This is a genomic window from Candidatus Amarolinea dominans (assembly GCA_016719785.1).
GTDB lineage: Bacteria > Chloroflexota > Anaerolineae > SSC4 > Amarolineaceae > Amarolinea > Amarolinea dominans.
The window spans coordinates 167988-183926 of sequence record JADJYJ010000035.1 but is presented as its reverse complement, the minus strand read 5'-3'; the positions used below and the strand labels follow the sequence as shown (position 1 = coordinate 183926).

Sequence of the window (15939 nt, the reverse complement as noted above, 5' to 3'; positions counted from 1 at the left end):
GACCATGAACGATCCAACGCGCTCAATCTCCCACTTGCAGCCGCTGATAGGGGTTGCCGGGCGGCATCGGCACCTTGAAAAAGTAGTGCAAAATCTCTGAAACCACCGGCACCGCCACGGCGGACCCTTCGCCGCCATTGTAGATAAAGGCAACGACCGCAATTTGCGGGTTGTCGAAGGGGGCAAAGGCCATGAACCAGGCATGCGTCGGCAGGAAACCTTTGGCATCGTAGCCGATCTCCGGGTCCCAGAACTCGGCCGTCCCGGTCTTGCCGGCCACTGCAACCCCCGCCACGCGTGCGCCTGGTGCGGTGCCATTTGCCCAGTTGACGGCGCCAAACATGCCTTCGCGCACCACAGCCATGTGTTCCGGTTTGACCGGCAGCGCACGGATCATTTCCGGCTGCATCTCCATGACGACCGCGCCCTCGGCGTCCGTTATGCTCGCCACTAACTGGGGCCGGTAGAGGGCGCCGCCATTGGCCACGGCCGCGGTTGCGTTCGCCACTTGCAGCGGGGTTGCCAAAACGAAGCCCTGGCCGATGGACATGTTGTAGGTGTCGCCAGTGACCCAACCTTCGCCATAGGTGAGGCGTTTCCACTGATCGCTCGGAATCAGGCCCGGATGCTCGCCCGGCAGGTCAATGCCGGTCACCTCACCGTAGCCAAAGGCACGCGCGTAGTCGGCCATGCGGTCCGCGTTGAGGCCCTGAAAATCACGCAGGCCGCCGCCGGCCTGATAGAAAAAGACGTCGCAAGAGACGGCCAGCGCTTCGGCCACCGTGATTGCGCCATGGCCTCCCCCATACTTGTACAGCCAGCAGTAAAATGGTTGCGCCTTGCTGAAGTCGTCAGGGTAGAATTTGTTGGGCAGCCACATAATACCGTTGTCCTGCAAGCGGGTGCGCGAGGTGATGACGCCCTCTTGCAACGCGCCGGCCGCCGGCACCGTCTTGAACGTCGAGCCAGGCGGGTAGATGCCACTGATGGCATGGTTCAGGAGGGGGCGGTGTTTGTCTTCACTGAGCGTCGCGTACTCATCGGTTGTAATGCCATCGGCAAACAGGTTGTTATCGTACGTCGGCAGGCTGACCATGCCGAGCACGGCGCCATTCTGGGGGTTGATGGCCACAGCCGCGCCGGATGACGAATGGGCTGCTTCCAGGCCGCGGCGCAACGCCGCCTCCATGGCCTGCTGCAAGTCCATGTCAATGGTCAACACCAGGTTATGGCCCGGCACCGCCGGCGCGGGCTTGCCGATCGTGGAAATCTCGCGCCCAGCGACGTCCACCTCGATCTCACGCAGGCTGGCCTGGCCCCGCATCTCGGTCTCGAAGGAACGCTCGATACCCGCATAGCCAACCCAGTCGTTGCTTGCATAGCCCCTGTCACGATACGCCTCGGCTTGCTCGGCCGGAATTGGCCCCATGTAGCCGATCAGATCGGCTGTCAGCGCGCCGGTCAGGTATTCTCGTTCGGCGCTGGCCAATACGACCACGCCGGGCAAGGTGTGCCGCGCTTCTTCGATCACAAAGGCAGTCTCGACGGACAGGTTCACCACCAGCGTGACCGGTGCAAAGGCGCTGCCCAGGCGCGCATTTTCAACGGCCTGTATCACCTGGGCGATCACGTCCGCACGCGGCAGGGTTGCCACCTTCCGTGCGGACACCGGCAGACGCAGCGGGGCGGGTGCGGGTGCGGGTGCAACCTCTGTTGCGGTTGCGTTGGGCGTCGCTGTGGCACGGCCCCGCGCCGGCGCCCGCGTCGGTGGCACGGTGGCCTCCGGCATCACCGTGGCCGTCGGCGTGATGACGGCCTGAATCGGCATGGTCAACAGATCAAGCACGCGCTGAAGTTCAGCGGTCAGTGCGTCTTCATCGTCAGGCAAATCTGCCGGCACCACAGCCACGGCAAACGTCGGGCGGTTGCGTGCCAGGGTGCGCCCCTGGCTGTCATAGATGACGCCGCGCAGAGCCGGCTCCGACACCTCACGAAAGCGATTTTGATCGGCCCGTGCGCGCAACGTAGCGCCCTGGTTGATCTGCAAGCGCCACAGTTGGCCCGCCAGCACGATGAAGGCCAGGAGGATGACGATGCGATAAAGAAATGTGCGAATGATCGCTGCTTGTATTTGGTTCACGTTGATGATTGCCGTCGCCCAGGTTGGCGCGCGCGCCTCACACTTCCCATCGTCGCGACCCAACGCGACGACTTGCGGCCAGAACCAGCACGTACACCACCGGTAGTAGCATGGCATTGTAGAGCGCATCGGGCACGATGACTCTGACCAACGTGGCCGGCCAATCGGCCGGGCGGCCGCCCAGGGCCAACAGACCGAGCAGTACGCTGCCGTACACCAGACCGGCAGCCAGGCCGCTGAGCACTCGAATCAGCAGTCGTTCGCGAAAGATGGCACCTGCGCCCTGTCCGATCAGATAGGCAGCAGCCACCAGCGCCAGCGCTGAGGCGCCGAGCGGGCTGCCGCCTAGCAGGTCGAGCCATAGACCGCCAATGAATGCCCACCACAGGCCCTCGCGGCTGCCGGCGATCAGTGTCCACGCCACCACTACCAACAGCATCAGGTTGGGTTTTGCGCCCAAGAGGCTGAGGTAGGGAACGAAGGTGGTTTGTAGCAGGCCGATTGCGGCCAGCATGGGCACCAAGAAGTATAGGTTCATCCACGGTTTACCAGTCAGGGCGACGTTGAGCCTGCGTCCGCCGCGGTGAAGTCAGTGATGACCAGGACCAGTTCGAGGCGCCCAAAGTTGACCGTGGGACGCACCTCTGCCTCCTGGAACATCTCGTAATCTCGATGCCGCACCTTGAGAATCTGGCCAATGACCAAACCCTTGGGCAGGCTGCCCCCCAGGCCCGAAGTCAACACGATGTCACCGGGACTGATGACCGCATCCTGGGTCAAGTATTTGATCTGGGGGTTGCCGCCGTCTACGCCCTGCAGCACGCCCAACACACGCGAGCCTTGCACCAGGGCATTGACTGCGCTGCCGGGGTCGGTGATGAGCAGCACCTTCGCGCTGCTGGCGCTCACCTCGACGATGCGCCCGACCAGCCCCACATCGCTCATCACCGGCATGCCCGGCGCGATGCCCTGCTCGCTGCCGAGATCAATCACCAGGTACTTCAGAAAATTGGGATCACGGCCCAGCACGCGCCCGACGATCTGGCCGCCGCGCATTGCGAAGTTGGGGTTGCTCTGGCGAAAATCTAACAGGCGGCGCAGGTTCTCGTCTTCGATTTCAACGTCGCGTAAGCGCACGTTCTCCACGGTCAGGCGGTCCGCCAACTCCTGCAAGTCCTGATTGCGTTGGCGTAAGGTACCCAAGTCCTGAACCAGGTTGACGACCGATCGGGCTCCTCCTGCCAGACTGGTCAAGCCAGATTGAACGGGCAGCACCGGCCGCAAGATCAGCCCTTTGATCGCCAGCAGTCGGCCGCTCAGGTCGAGGAGCATGAGCAGGGCGCAGACCCCCACGAAGATGAACAGGCGCCGCGGGGTGGCGCGTCGATTGGCTTGAGTCATGTCAATTCAGGCATAGATGCGATTCACCAGCGTCTATCGTTCAGATTTGTCAGGTGACTTCCTGGGCGGATCAGTGAATGGTGCTGCCGCGCTGCATACTGGTCAACACCTTGCGCAGGTCTTCCAGCGATTCCAGGATTTTCTCCGCGCCCTTGGCCACACACGTCATGGGGTCGTCCGCTGCGTAGACGCGCATCTTGGTTTCTTCGCTCAGGCGTTGAGCCAGGCCACGCAGCAGGGCGCCGCCACCCGCCAACACAATGCCACCGCTCATCAAGTCGGCCACCAGTTCTGGTGGGGTGTCGTCCAGGGCAGACTTGACGGCTTCCACAATGACGCTGACCGAGTTACGGAGGGCCTCGCGAATCTCGATGCTGCTGATCTCGATGCCCTCCGGCAGTCCGGTGATCAGATTACGGCCGCGCAGCGTGTGGGTGATCTCCTGCTCCAGGGGGTAGGCGGAACCGGCCTGAATCTTGGCTTGTTCGGCCGTGCGATCACCGATCAGCATGTTGTATTTCTGGCGGGCATACGCGATGATGTCTTCGTCCATCTCATCACCGGCCACGCGAATGGAACGGGCCACGACGATGCCGCCCAGGGCAATGACTGCCACTTCGGTGGTGCCGCCACCAATGTCAACGATCATCGAGCCTTTGGCTTCGGTCACCTTGAGGCCGGCGCCAATGGCGGCCGCCATCGGTTCCTCAACCAGGTAAGCCTCGCGCGCGCCGGCGCTGATGGTCGCATCATGTACGGCGCGTTTCTCAACCTCGGTGACACCGCTGGGGATGCCAACCACCACGCGCGGACGCGGGATGCGCAGCAGCGAGCGATCATGCACTTTGCGAATGAAATGATGGAGCATTTGCTCGGTGACATCAAAATCGGAGATCACGCCGTCACGCAAGGGGCGCACCGCCACAATGTTGGCCGGCGTGCGGCCAACCATCTCCTTGGCCTCGGCGCCGATAGCCAGGACTTTCTTGGTTTTCTTCTCGATGGCCACGACAGACGGTTCGTTGATGACAATACCCTGGTTGCGGACGCAGACCAGGGTATTGGCGGTACCCAGGTCAATCCCGATATCCAGGGAAAACAGGCCTAACAGCCAGTTGAGTGGGCTAAACAACTCGGACTCTCCTCCGACGGGGATAGATTTTGGCGAAAAAATCGGCCCACCGACGTGTCGGGCCGTATGGGTCGGGGTCAGGCCGGGCGGCAGCTATGCCAACCACAGCGACGGCGCCATTATACCATGTGCCATGTGATACGTAAAACGCCGATGAGCAAACGCGCCCGGCGACTGCAAGTCGCTGCAACGACTGCGAAGCCCACTTGCGTGGGCTGTTGTACACGGAAGCTGATGCTGGTTGCCAGGCAGGAACCAAGGGTGACAGCCTCATAACGAATGACGGAACGCACCGGTTACCGCATGGGCGCCCCTGATTCGTATCATGATTGACATTTTTTGTATTCTCGGTTAAAATTCAGTTGTTGCCGTCAGCCTATCAAGCTGGCGGCATATCATGCACGCACCTGACCTCAACACGACGCTGCCAGCAGGACCCATGTTCGATATCAAAAATGGGTGGGCAGTTAAGGTCATAACAGAAAACGGACGTATCAGTGGAGGATTGATGGGGACTTTTCCGACGAAGAATATCCGCAACATCGCCCTGGTTGGGCACAGTGGTTGCGGCAAAACGTCTCTCAGTGAGGCGATGCTCTTTGATACGGGCGTCGCGACACGCCTCGGCCGGGTTGAAGATGGCACAACCGTTTCGGACTGGGACGATGAAGAGAAGCGGCGCCACGTTTCGATCAACACGTCGGTGATTCCATGTGAATGGAAGGGCAGCAAGATCAACGTGCTTGACACGCCGGGTTACGCCGATTTTGCAGGCGATGTGGTCGCGGCCGTGGCCGTGGCCGATGCCGGCCTTGTCATGGTGGATGCGGTGGCCGGAGCAGAAGTGGGTACTGAGTTGACCTGGAGTTACCTCAATGAGCGTAACTTACCACGTTTGATCGTGGTCAACAAGATGGACCGCGAGAACGCCAATTTCGAGAAGGCCCTGCAATCGTTGCGCGAACACTTTGCCGGCGCCATCGTGGCCTTGCAGGTCCCCATCGGCAAGGAGCATGACTTCCAGGGCGTGGTTGACCTCATGCAGATGAAGGCCTTCGTTGGCTCCAAGGGTGATGTGCAGGATATTCCGGCCAACCTGAAGGCCGAGGTTGAAAAGGCACGCACACAGCTGATCGAAGCCGCCGCCGAAGGCAACGACGACCTGATCATGAAATACCTCGAAGGCGAAGAACTGACGCCCGAGGAAATCCAGTTGGGTCTTAGCCTCGGTATCCGCGCTGGCTCCATCATTCCCGTGATGTGTACCGCGGCCAGCGCCAACCTGGGCGTCCAAGCCTTGATGGACGCGCTGGTGCAATTGGCGCCTTCGCCCGCGGACGCGGCCGCAACCGCGGCTGTCAAGGTGTCCACCGAGGAAACCATCATGCTGGCGCCAAACCCCGCTGGCCCCCTGGTCGCCCTCGTCTTCAAGACCGTCGCCGATCCCTATGTCGGCCGCGTGACCTTCTTCCGTGTCTTCTCGGGCACTATGCACTCTGATTCACGGGCGTTCAACCCGCGTAGCCAGGCAGAAGAGCGCATTCCGCAGCTTTTCATACCGCGTGGCGAACAGCACACCAATGTGGACGCGGTGGTTGCCGGTGACATTGGCGCGGTGGCCAAGTTGACCGCCACGACGACGTCGGACACCCTGTGCGAAAAGTCGGCCCAGATCCAGATGGCGAAGCCGAGCTATCCGAGCCCGCTCTTCTCAGTGGCGATTTCGCCCAGAACCAAGACCGATTCTGCCAAGTTGGGGCCGGCACTCGCTCGCCTGAGCGAAGAAGACCCCACCCTGCGCTGGCGCCAGGAACTGACCACTCAGCAGACCATCCTCGAAGGCATGGGCGACACACACATTGATATTGCCATCCGCCGCATGGAATCGAAGTTCGGGGTTGGCGTCGAGACCAGCATTCCCAAGGTGCCGTACCAGGAGTCAATCACCAAGAACGCCAGCGCCATGTATCGCCACAAGAAGCAGACGGGCGGGGCCGGTCAGTTTGGCGAGGTACACTTGGAGGTCAAACCCCTGGCGCGTGGCGCCGGTTTCGAGTTCAGCACCGATCGCGTCTTCGGCGGCGTCATTGCCAACTCCTTCTTCTCCTCCATCGAAAAGGGTATCAAGTCGGTGTTGGAATCGGGCGCCATCGCCGGGTATCCGGTGGTGGATGTGCGGGCGGAAGTATTCGATGGCAAGATGCACCCGGTGGACTCGAAGGATATTGCCTTCCAGGTGGCCGGCCGCGAAGCCTTCAAGGCCGCGCTTCAGCAGGCCAACCCTGTGCTGCTGGAGCCGATCATGGACGTAGCCATCACGGTGCCGGACGAGTACATGGGCGATGTGCTGGGCGACATCAACACCAAGCGCGCTCGTGTGCATGGCATGACCCAGGAGCGGGGGCGCAGCATTGTGACCGCCCAGGTGCCGCTGGCTGAGATGCAACGCTATGCCACGGACCTGCGTTCGATCACCCAGGGGCGCGGCGTCTTCACCATGTCGGTCTCACACTATGAAGTGGTGCCGGCGCACGCGGCCGAGGCGATCATTGCCGAGGCCAAGCGCGAGGCGGCCGAGAAGGAATAGGGAGCGGATTTTTTACCGCAGCGGGCGCGGAGAACGCCGCGGGAATCGGAACCTGGGCGCTCTCTGCGCTCTCCGTGATAAGATGGGCGGCGCGTCCGGCAATTGCCGGCACGCGCCGCCTTTTAGGTAGAGCCTCACCTTCTTCCGAACTTCTTGAATCCGCTAGCGCAGAGGCGCAAGTCGTGGTAGGATAGAGCGTAGACAGCGATAGAGCCTTACAACCTTGGAGACGGGAAACATGATGCGAGAATTCAGCGTGATGATCGAGAAGGATGAAGATGGCTACTTTGTAGCCTCCGTGCCCGCGTTACGCGGTTGTCATACCCAAGCGAAATCGTTGGATGTCCTGATGAAGCGCATCAAGGAGGCGATCGAGCTCTGCCTGGAGGTTCAGGAACCCATAACCAATGAATTCATTGGGATACAACGCGTGGCGGTCATGGCATGAGTACGTTTTCTTCAGTCTCCGGTGCGCAACTCATCAAGGCCTTGCGCAAGTTGGGCTTCGACGTGATCCGCATCAAGGGCAGTCATCATTTCCTCCGACACGCAGATGGGCGCGGCACGGTAGTACCGGTGCATCGTGGGGAAACCATTGGACGTGGTTTACTCGCTCAAATACTGCGCGATTGCGACATTTCACATGAGGAGTTGCAGGACGAACTCTAAACACGGGTATTGCGGATGGCGAAAATGTGCGATCGTGCGACGGGCGGCACTCCACCGTTCGCCGTCAATCTGAGGATGCCCGTCCACCGGCGGTGTTTCAAGCGGGGCGCGTTGGGCGGCCAAATGACAAACCGCGAAGCGAGAGAACATTTTAAGGAGTAGGAGAATGGGGGACAGCTATCGTCTTAAAATTGGAGATTTTCAATGTTTGGTCGTCAATGACGGGGGCTTTGTCGGCAATGCCCATATGTTATTCGCCAACGCCCCAGAAGATGAACTCCTGCAAGTCCTCCAACGCTATGGTCATGAACCTGACTATTTACCTTCTACGTGGACCTGTCTGCTTATCAAAACACCGAACAATGTCGTACTGGTTGACACCGGTTTTGGAACGGGCAGCGAATACGGAGGGCAGTTATTGCCACTACTACGCGAGGAAGGCTTTCAGCCACAAGACATTGACACCGTGATTCTTACACATGGCCATGCCGACCATATTGGTGGATGTGTTGATGGCACGGGGAATGTAACATTTTCAGAGGCCACGTATTATATGTGGCGGGATGAATGGGATTTTTGGACCACAGAGACAACTCTGAGGGAGTCTTCTGAGTGGGCGGCCAGCATTGCCCGCCAGAAACTTCCGCCACTTGCCGGACAACTCCAGACGCTTGATAAAGAAACCGAGATTGTTCCTGGTATTCGGGTTATTGCTGCGCCGGGACATACCACCGGACATATAGCCGTTGAGGTTGCGTCACGTGGAGAATACCTGCTTGATATGGTTGATGTCGCCCTCCATCCAATCCAGATTGAATATCCAGAATGGTATTCTCAGCTAGACCAAATTCCTGAGCAGACAGTTGCGACCAGACAAGCCATTTATCCACGTGCAGCAGAGCAAAACGCCTTGGTCCTGGCTTTTCATTTTTCTCCGTTTCCCAGTTTAGGGCATATCACCAAGCAGGATAGAAGATGGAAATGGCAGCCTTTGCAAAGGTAAACAGAGGCAGGCCCGGCCTTTTCTTTAGGGGGCCCCCCCCAAGTCGCGGGGCCGCGCCCCCTCTGGGGGGTTTTCATCAACAGCGGGGGGGGAACGGGGTTTTCTCCGGGTGTGTGGCCGCGGGCCACCCGGCGCAAAAAAACTTTGGGCTCCCCCCCCCATATCCCCAACCCCCAATGATTAACTACCGCTGTTCAGGACAAAATGCACACGGTCATCGAAACGAACAACCTTGTGAAACGATACGGCAATGTCACCGCCGTTGATGACTTGTCTTTGCGCGTTGCCAAAGGCGAAATCTACGCGTTCCTGGGTCTTAATGGCGCAGGCAAAACAACGACGATTCGCCTGTTACTTGGAATGGTCAAACCAACATCAGGTGAAGCGCATGTGCTAAGTACGCGGGTTCGCGTTGGCGAGAGAAAACCATGGCGCTCGGTTGGATATTTGGTTGAGACTGCGGACGCCTATCCAGAACTCACCGTACGCGAAAATCTGGAAGCGATGCGGCGTCTTCGTCCTGGCACCGAACCGCAAGCGGTTGATCGCGTTATCGGACAACTGGGTTTGCACGCATATGCGGATCGACGCACGAACACGTTATCGCATGGCAATGCACAGCGTCTCGGTCTCGCTAAGGCGCTGTTGCACAATCCGGAACTCATCATCCTTGACGAACCAGCCAATGGCTTGGACCCAGCAGGGATTGTTGAAATCCGCAATCTCTTGATCGAGTTAACGACAAAACAGGGCGTTACTGTTTTCATGTCGAGTCACAATCTGGGTGAAGTGTCGCGGCTGGCGAAACGTATTGGCATTATTCATCAAGGGCGATTGTTGCAGGAACTCGATGTGGATGAACTTGAACGCAATCGGCGGCGACAACTTGTCATTCGCACACGAGATAATCAGGCGGCGCGTGCAGTGCTTGTGAATGCTGGATTCTCCGCCGATATTATTTCGGATGGGACAATCGAGATGAAGAACGATATGGCAATCAAACGACCAGATGATATTGCGATTCGACTTGTAAACGCAGGTCATGCGCCGACCATGCTCAATGTCGAAGAAGAAGACCTGGAGCATTATTTTCTGCGACTTGTCGGCATGGAGGAAGGAGGCGCAAGATGAATAACCTCGCTCAGGCAATCTGGGTCGAATTTCTCAAAGCGCGCCGATCCAAAATGCCATTGTTTACTGCGCTTGGATTTGCGATGGTTCCGTTAGGCGGCGGATTCTTTATGATCGTCCTGAAAGATCCTGAAATGGCGCGCCGCGTTGGACTGATCAGCGCCAAAGCACAACTGACGATGGGCGCCGCCGACTGGCCAACGTATCTTCGATTTCTTACACTGGCAGTTGGAGCAGGCGGCGCCTTTCTTTTTGGTCTCATTGCCAGTTGGGTGTTCGGTCGTGAGTATTCTGACCGAACGGTAAAAGATTTGCTGGCGCTGCCGACTGCGCGATTCACCATTGTTTTGAGTAAATTCATCGTGATTGCGATTTGGTCAACCGCAGTGACTGCAACCACCTGTCTCATTACTCTCTTGATTGGCACGGCATTGAAACTTCCGCAAGTATCGTCACAGGTTTTTCTACAAAGCGGGGCTATGGTAGTTGCAGGCGCATGTTTAACCATCGCACTCGTAACGCCGATCGCGTTCGCGGCAAGCGCATGGCATGGTTATTTGCCGCCAATCGGCGTGATGATACTTGCCATGGTCCTGGCGCAACTCACCAATGCCGCCGGATGGGGAGAATACTTTCCCTGGTCTGTGCCCGCTTTGTACGTTCAAGGTGAAGACCTTGGAATGGTCAGTTATGTGGTTGTCATTCTGACCAGCGTCGCTGGACTTGTTGGCACTCTCCTCTGGTGGGAGTGGGCAGACCAAACGCATTAGTTGTGCATAATGACCGCTGAGGGGGCGGGCTAACACCGCGTGAACCCGACGTGGCCGAAGCGTAGCAGAGGCCACGCGGGTTACGCGGAACGTTGGGCGGGTCTGCCGAAGACCGGAGACCGGAGATTGGAGACCGGTTGGCGTTGGGCGGTCCTTCGACGGCCGTTCACGGGCAGGCGGTTGGAATGGAAGGGGTCGCAGGTTTGCCCAGGCCCGTTCGGTCAGGTCGGGCTCGGGGCGCCGCTGCCCAACATTCCGCACACCGATCGGGGAGGATCTGGACCGGTTGACGATGTTGGCGGCCCCGGTGGCTGACGGTTGGCGTTGAGCGGCAGACGATAATGGTGTATCCTCGTAAGGAGTTCCTATGACATTGAGACGCATCGCAGCACTTTCTTATGCAATCATTTCTTTAGCGGTCGTTGCCTTTCAGATCGCGTTGGCGGCAGGTGCTCCCTGGGGCGCGTTTGCCATGGGCGGCGCGTTCCCCGGTCAATTTCCACCTGCTTTACGCATCGCAGCGCTTGTCCAAGCCGCGTTGCTTCTTGCGATGGCCGCGGTTGTCCTCGCGAGGGCAGAAGTCATGCTACCTAAATGGTCGCGTGTCTCACGCTGGCTCATCTGGTTCGTTGTCGCCTTTGCAGCCCTGAGTCTTGTCCTCAATCTGATCACACCCAGTGCCGATGAGCGAGCCATCTGGGCACCTACCGCGTTTCTTTTATTGATAAGCAGTGGCATTGTCGCTTTCACAAGGTCCTCAGAACGTGCTACTCGATAATGGATAGAATCAAATTGCCGCCCAACACAGCGTGCAGCCGACAAGTGGGAGTCGCCGTGTTTTCGGGCATTTGTCTGGCTTTGGATTTTTCCCGTTTCAAGGGTGAGTCCATCCTCCCACCCACCGCAGCTAACGCCAGCCGTTAGGCGGCACATGCAGCCAGAGCTCGAGCAGGATTAGAATATGCAGGAGGTTCGTTCTTGTGCGTCATTCTCGCGAGGAAGTAATCAAGCGCACTATTCGGGAGTTCGAACGCCTGGATCGTCTGGTCAATAACCTTACCGATGAGGATTGGAATAGATTGCTAACCAGACCCGAGACCAAAGACCCTTGGACAGTGAAAGATGCACTAGCGCATATTGCCCATTGGAAGGCTGACGTGGTCAGAAAAATTAAGAAACAACCCATACCGGTGGAGGAGAAAGGACTCAGTTGGACGGATGGGAACCACCTCATCTACGAGCGTTGGCGAGATCGCTCCCCACAGGAGGTTTTGGCTTGGCACAGGCAAGTTCAGGAGGATGCGCTGGCTGCGCTTCAAGATACACCTGAAGCATGGTTCAGTGACAGGGAGCGCCGACCGGAATGGCCCTTTGATCTTGACGGTCACTCCAGCTACCATCGCGTAAAGGATATCGAACACGCACTGGAAAAGTCAACAAAGTGAGTACCGCCCAACAAAGCGTGCAGCTAACGGTGGGTACGCGCCGCGTTCTTTGGGCATTTGTCTGGCTTTGGATTTTTCCCGTTTCAAGGGTGAATCCACCCTCCCACCCACCGCAGCTAACGCAAACCGTTAGGCTGGACAATGTGGCGCCGTGGGGCAGCCGAAATCAACGCTGTAGCGCTGCGGTTGTACGGGGCGCATCCGGCTGTGCCAATGAGGGCTGAGACCGTCGAACGGTTGAAAAATAATGCGTAGAGGATCGAGCAGACCAGAGGCGGAGCCATCAGTGCCAAAAGAGATTTATCCTTCCTCATATCAGTGCGACTGTGGGCATCAGTCGGATTTCTTTGAAAACACGATTCGGGAGGCCAAGAAGATGAGTCACAAGAAGAAGATTTATCTCGGCGACTCAGAACCTGATGAGCATACGATCGTGTTTTACAAGGGAGAAATGGTGGAAATCATCTGCCCCAGAGCAGGGGTGAAGTAGTGACCCGACTGTGTCAGTCAATGAAGGCTGAGGCAGTCGAACGGCCGAAATGGGTGTACGATACAGACAGGGGGAGAAGATCTGGGGAGTTCCACGATATGCATCGCTTCTTGGTCATAATCGAAAAAGCGGATGGTAACTACTCGGCATACTCGCCGGATCTGCCCGGTTGTGTGGCAACCGGCAAGACCCGGGATCAGACCGCGCGCAACATGCACGAAGCCATTGAGATGCATGTGCGCGGACTGTTGGAAGACAAACTCCCAGTGCCCCAGGCGCGTTCATTCGCTGAGTACATCGCCATACCAGCTTAGATTCGTGACATCTGAGTCCGACTGTGTCAATGCCGACAACACCTAATTTCAACCAAGACGCCGCCGATGAACTGCGGCCGGAATACGACTTCGACTACAGCAAGGCTCGCCCCAACCGGTTCGCGGGGCAGGTGGACAAAAGCCAGGTGGTAGTCATGCTTGACCCGGATATTTCCGAGGTTTTCACGACGCCTGAATCCGTCAACGCGATTCTCCGCGCCCTCATCAAGACAATGCCAACAAGGCGTGCCCGTAGAGGACGATTGGAGTCTGGGCGCACGCCTGCATATCGCTAGAAGAATAGGAACAACCATCAATTCGTTTTGCCGGAGCGGACGAAGGCGTTTGCCTTGCGGGTAATTCGGATGTATTCGGCTTTGCCGAAAACGACAGACGCGCAAATGCTGGGAAAACAGGTGCTGCGATCCGGCACTTCAGTTGGGGCGAACTATCGTTTCATCCTTCATCCTTATCATGCAGCAGACGATCCATCGGCACGATAAGCTGGATTTGCGTCCCGTTGCACGCGTCGGGACGCGGTGAGACGAACTCCAACTTGGCATCCAGCAGCCGTGCTCGCTCGCGTATGTTTAGCAGGCCAAAACTGCCGTGCTGATCGTACTGTGCATTGATCGCGGCCATGTTGATCCCTGTGCCATCGTCCGTCACCGTGACGTGCAAGTAATCCCGTTCTACCCAAACCTGAATCCAAACAGTGCTCGCATGGGCATGTTTCTTGATATTGTTGAGCGCTTCCTGCACAATGGCAAAGACCGTGCCGCTGGCCTGTGAGGTCAGCTTGAAATCGCCGGTCGAGAGTTCGAGATACAGGGCATAGGACTCGTGGCGGCGCAGTTGTTCTGCATAGACGGCAATCGCGGCAGCCAAGCCCTGGGTCTCCAGAATCACCGGGCGTAGCTGAAACAAGAGCTGGCGAATCTCCCGGTTGGCCTGGCGTGTCAGATCATCCAGATAGGCCAATTCACGCGGCAACAGCTCTGGCCGTGAGGCGGCCGTGCGCTTGACCACCTCCATGTTCATAATCATCGCCGACAACACCTGGGCCGTGCCGTCGTGCAGGTCGCGCACCAGCTCGTGACGCACCTTCTCGTGAACCGCAATGATGCGGTCACGCTCCTCCCGCAGGTCGGTGTACAGGTTGGCATTGTCCACCGCCACACCGATCTGCTGACTGATGGAGGTCAGCAGGGCCAATTCTTCGGCGCTGAAATGGCGCGTGCGCCGCACCATGACCGACAGCACGCCACGCACCCGCCCGCGCGAACGAACAGGCAGAATGGCCGCCCCGCGCAAACCGGTGCGGGCCAGAATTTCCTTCGATTCCTCGCCGACACGGGCATCAGCCGCCAGGTCATGGACGACAACCATCTCGCCGCTGGCCGCCACGCTTCCCTGCAAACCCGAGCCGACGGCAACTTTGCGGGGCAACATCTGCAGATTCCGGTCGAAGCCATACACCGTGCGCAGGTCCAGGTTTTTGCCGCTGCTGTCCAGCAGGGCAATGCTGCCTGCGTCGGCGCGCACCACGGTCAGCACATTGGTCAGCGCCGCTTCCAGCATCTTGTCCAGGTCGAGCGATTGGCTGAGGGTGGCGGCAACCTGGTTCAAGGCGGTCAGCTCGCTCACGCGTTGCTGCTCACGTGCGAAGAGTTGGGCATTGGCCACGGCTACCGCCGCCTGCGTGGCCAGCGCGCTCACCCATTCCTGGTCTTCCTGGGTGAAGGGCTGATTGTTGCGCTTGTTGACCACTTCGAGCACACCGACGATGCGCGCATTGGCCTGTAGTGGTACACACAGAATCGAGCGTGTCAGAAAACCGGTAGCCTGGTCAACCGACTTGGTGAAACGGGGATCGTTGCGCACATCGTTGACGATGACCGCCTGGCCGCGGCGCAGCGTCCAGCCGGCCACGCCTTCGTTGATGTTCATACGCTGTTGGCGTAGTTCGTGCTCTTTTTCGCCTACCGGCACCGCGAAGATCAACTCCTGTTGATCTTCATCTATCAACAGCAGCGCCGCACCCTCGGCGTCGAGCATACTGGCGGCCAGGTTGGTGGTTTCGCGCAGCACGTCGGCCAGGTCCAGCGACGAGGCGATAGACTGGCCCACTTCTTGCAGGAGGTTGAGCTGCGTCAAGCGCCGCTGCGATGACTGGAGCTCGGCCGATAGCGCCGCCAGTTGACCGACGGTGCCGGCCAGGGCACTCGCCGTATCCGCCAGCGGCCCGTTCATCTCTGCCAGGCTGCCGTAGACAAGGCTCAAGCCACCCTGGATCACCGGGCCATCCTCAAGCAGTATTTGCAGCATGGGAATGCCGGCGGTGGTCATCGGCTCCAACGGTGTGGGTGTGGACAAGGATTGATCGGCGCTGGGTACCCAATGGCTCGCCGTCAGGACGGTGTCTTCCCAGGCGTCAATCAGCAGACCGGTAGCGAGCGGGATCACCCCATGACGGAAACGGGTGGGCGGGCGCTCCAACACCATCGAGCCGCCCTGGGCGCCGCACACCTGGCACAGCCACGGCAATGCCTCGCGCCAAAGCGCCACCGTACCGCTTTCGCGCGCCACGCGGCTGAGTCTGGCCAGGATATTCGTGTGGGAGGGAGTAGTTATGGGCGTCATAGGCTTCCAAGCGGGGAGAACTGTGCGGCAATCATCGGGCACCCTCATTATAACAGGCGATTGGCTGCGTGACAAGAGACCCTGCTGAGAGCGTCACGGGTTTGTGGGAGTGCAGGCGTCCCGCTCGCAGCGTCGCGGGCCGGTCATGTCCCCAAACGTGTGATGCTCACCCATGCTGCAAGCATCCTGCGGCGCTTAGTGTGGGCTGACTGCG

The 15939-nt window shown here is 58.8% G+C and carries 17 protein-coding genes; 12 read left to right on the top strand and 5 right to left on the bottom strand.

What is annotated here, in order from left to right; translation table 11 throughout:
• Nucleotides 1-22: 22 nt before the first annotated feature.
• From mrdA to IPM84_27535, 4 genes are all read right to left on the bottom strand, one after another.
• A complete protein-coding gene (gene mrdA, locus IPM84_27550; GenBank protein MBK9096445.1) occupies nucleotides 23-2140 on the bottom strand; it encodes a penicillin-binding protein 2 in 2118 nt (705 codons plus the stop codon).
• A 37-nt stretch (nucleotides 2141-2177) separates the two neighbouring features.
• Complete coding sequence (gene mreD, locus IPM84_27545) at nucleotides 2178-2678, bottom strand: rod shape-determining protein MreD (GenBank protein MBK9096444.1); 501 nt, start codon at nucleotides 2676-2678, stop codon at nucleotides 2178-2180.
• A gap of 14 nt (nucleotides 2679-2692) precedes the next feature.
• Nucleotides 2693-3541, bottom strand: a complete 849-nt coding sequence (gene mreC / locus IPM84_27540) for a rod shape-determining protein MreC (GenBank protein ID MBK9096443.1) — start codon at nucleotides 3539-3541, stop codon at nucleotides 2693-2695.
• Between the two features lie 70 nt (nucleotides 3542-3611).
• Nucleotides 3612-4643, bottom strand: coding sequence for a rod shape-determining protein (locus IPM84_27535; protein ID MBK9096442.1), 1032 nt, complete (start codon nucleotides 4641-4643; stop codon nucleotides 3612-3614).
• Between the two features lie 538 nt (nucleotides 4644-5181).
• Here IPM84_27535 and fusA point away from each other — a divergent pair.
• The 12 genes from fusA to IPM84_27475 all read left to right on the top strand — a co-directional run bounded on the left by fusA (nucleotide 5182) and on the right by IPM84_27475 (nucleotide 13585).
• On the top strand, nucleotides 5182-7260 hold the full coding sequence (fusA, locus tag IPM84_27530; protein MBK9096441.1) for an elongation factor G: 2079 nt from the start codon (nucleotides 5182-5184) through the stop codon (nucleotides 7258-7260).
• Nucleotides 7261-7498: 238 nt separating this feature from the next.
• Nucleotides 7499-7708 (top strand): type II toxin-antitoxin system HicB family antitoxin, encoded by a 210-nt coding sequence (locus IPM84_27525; protein ID MBK9096440.1) that lies wholly within the window; start codon nucleotides 7499-7501, stop codon nucleotides 7706-7708.
• A complete protein-coding gene (locus IPM84_27520; GenBank protein MBK9096439.1) occupies nucleotides 7705-7929 on the top strand; it encodes a type II toxin-antitoxin system HicA family toxin in 225 nt (74 codons plus the stop codon). The genes IPM84_27525 and IPM84_27520 overlap by 4 nt, the downstream gene beginning before the upstream one ends.
• Before the next feature lie 166 nt (nucleotides 7930-8095).
• A complete protein-coding gene (locus IPM84_27515; protein MBK9096438.1) occupies nucleotides 8096-8932 on the top strand; it encodes an MBL fold metallo-hydrolase in 837 nt (278 codons plus the stop codon).
• A gap of 204 nt (nucleotides 8933-9136) precedes the next feature.
• The gene (locus IPM84_27510; GenBank protein ID MBK9096437.1) at nucleotides 9137-10063 is read left to right on the top strand and encodes an ABC transporter ATP-binding protein; all 927 of its coding nucleotides are present in this window, start codon (nucleotides 9137-9139) and stop codon (nucleotides 10061-10063) included.
• Nucleotides 10060-10833: an ABC transporter permease gene (locus tag IPM84_27505; protein ID MBK9096436.1), complete on the top strand. Its 774-nt coding sequence runs from the start codon at nucleotides 10060-10062 to the stop codon at nucleotides 10831-10833. The genes IPM84_27510 and IPM84_27505 overlap by 4 nt, the downstream gene beginning before the upstream one ends.
• A gap of 367 nt (nucleotides 10834-11200) precedes the next feature.
• Nucleotides 11201-11611: a hypothetical protein gene (locus tag IPM84_27500; protein MBK9096435.1), complete on the top strand. Its 411-nt coding sequence runs from the start codon at nucleotides 11201-11203 to the stop codon at nucleotides 11609-11611.
• Between the two features lie 202 nt (nucleotides 11612-11813).
• Complete coding sequence (locus IPM84_27495) at nucleotides 11814-12278, top strand: DinB family protein (GenBank protein ID MBK9096434.1); 465 nt, start codon at nucleotides 11814-11816, stop codon at nucleotides 12276-12278.
• A 286-nt stretch (nucleotides 12279-12564) separates the two neighbouring features.
• Nucleotides 12565-12768 carry a hypothetical protein gene (locus tag IPM84_27490; GenBank protein MBK9096433.1) on the top strand — a complete coding sequence of 68 codons (204 nt, stop codon included), beginning with the start codon at nucleotides 12565-12567 and terminating at the stop codon, nucleotides 12766-12768.
• A gap of 98 nt (nucleotides 12769-12866) precedes the next feature.
• Nucleotides 12867-13082 carry a type II toxin-antitoxin system HicB family antitoxin gene (locus IPM84_27485; GenBank protein MBK9096432.1) on the top strand — a complete coding sequence of 72 codons (216 nt, stop codon included), beginning with the start codon at nucleotides 12867-12869 and terminating at the stop codon, nucleotides 13080-13082.
• Between the two features lie 29 nt (nucleotides 13083-13111).
• A complete protein-coding gene (locus tag IPM84_27480; protein ID MBK9096431.1) occupies nucleotides 13112-13378 on the top strand; it encodes a hypothetical protein in 267 nt (88 codons plus the stop codon).
• A gap of 27 nt (nucleotides 13379-13405) precedes the next feature.
• Complete coding sequence (locus IPM84_27475) at nucleotides 13406-13585, top strand: four helix bundle protein (GenBank protein ID MBK9096430.1); 180 nt, start codon at nucleotides 13406-13408, stop codon at nucleotides 13583-13585.
• Here IPM84_27475 and IPM84_27470 read toward each other — a convergent pair.
• A complete protein-coding gene (locus tag IPM84_27470; GenBank protein ID MBK9096429.1) occupies nucleotides 13539-15725 on the bottom strand; it encodes a GAF domain-containing protein in 2187 nt (728 codons plus the stop codon). The genes IPM84_27475 and IPM84_27470 overlap by 47 nt on opposite strands.
• Nucleotides 15726-15939: the final 214 nt, after the last annotated feature.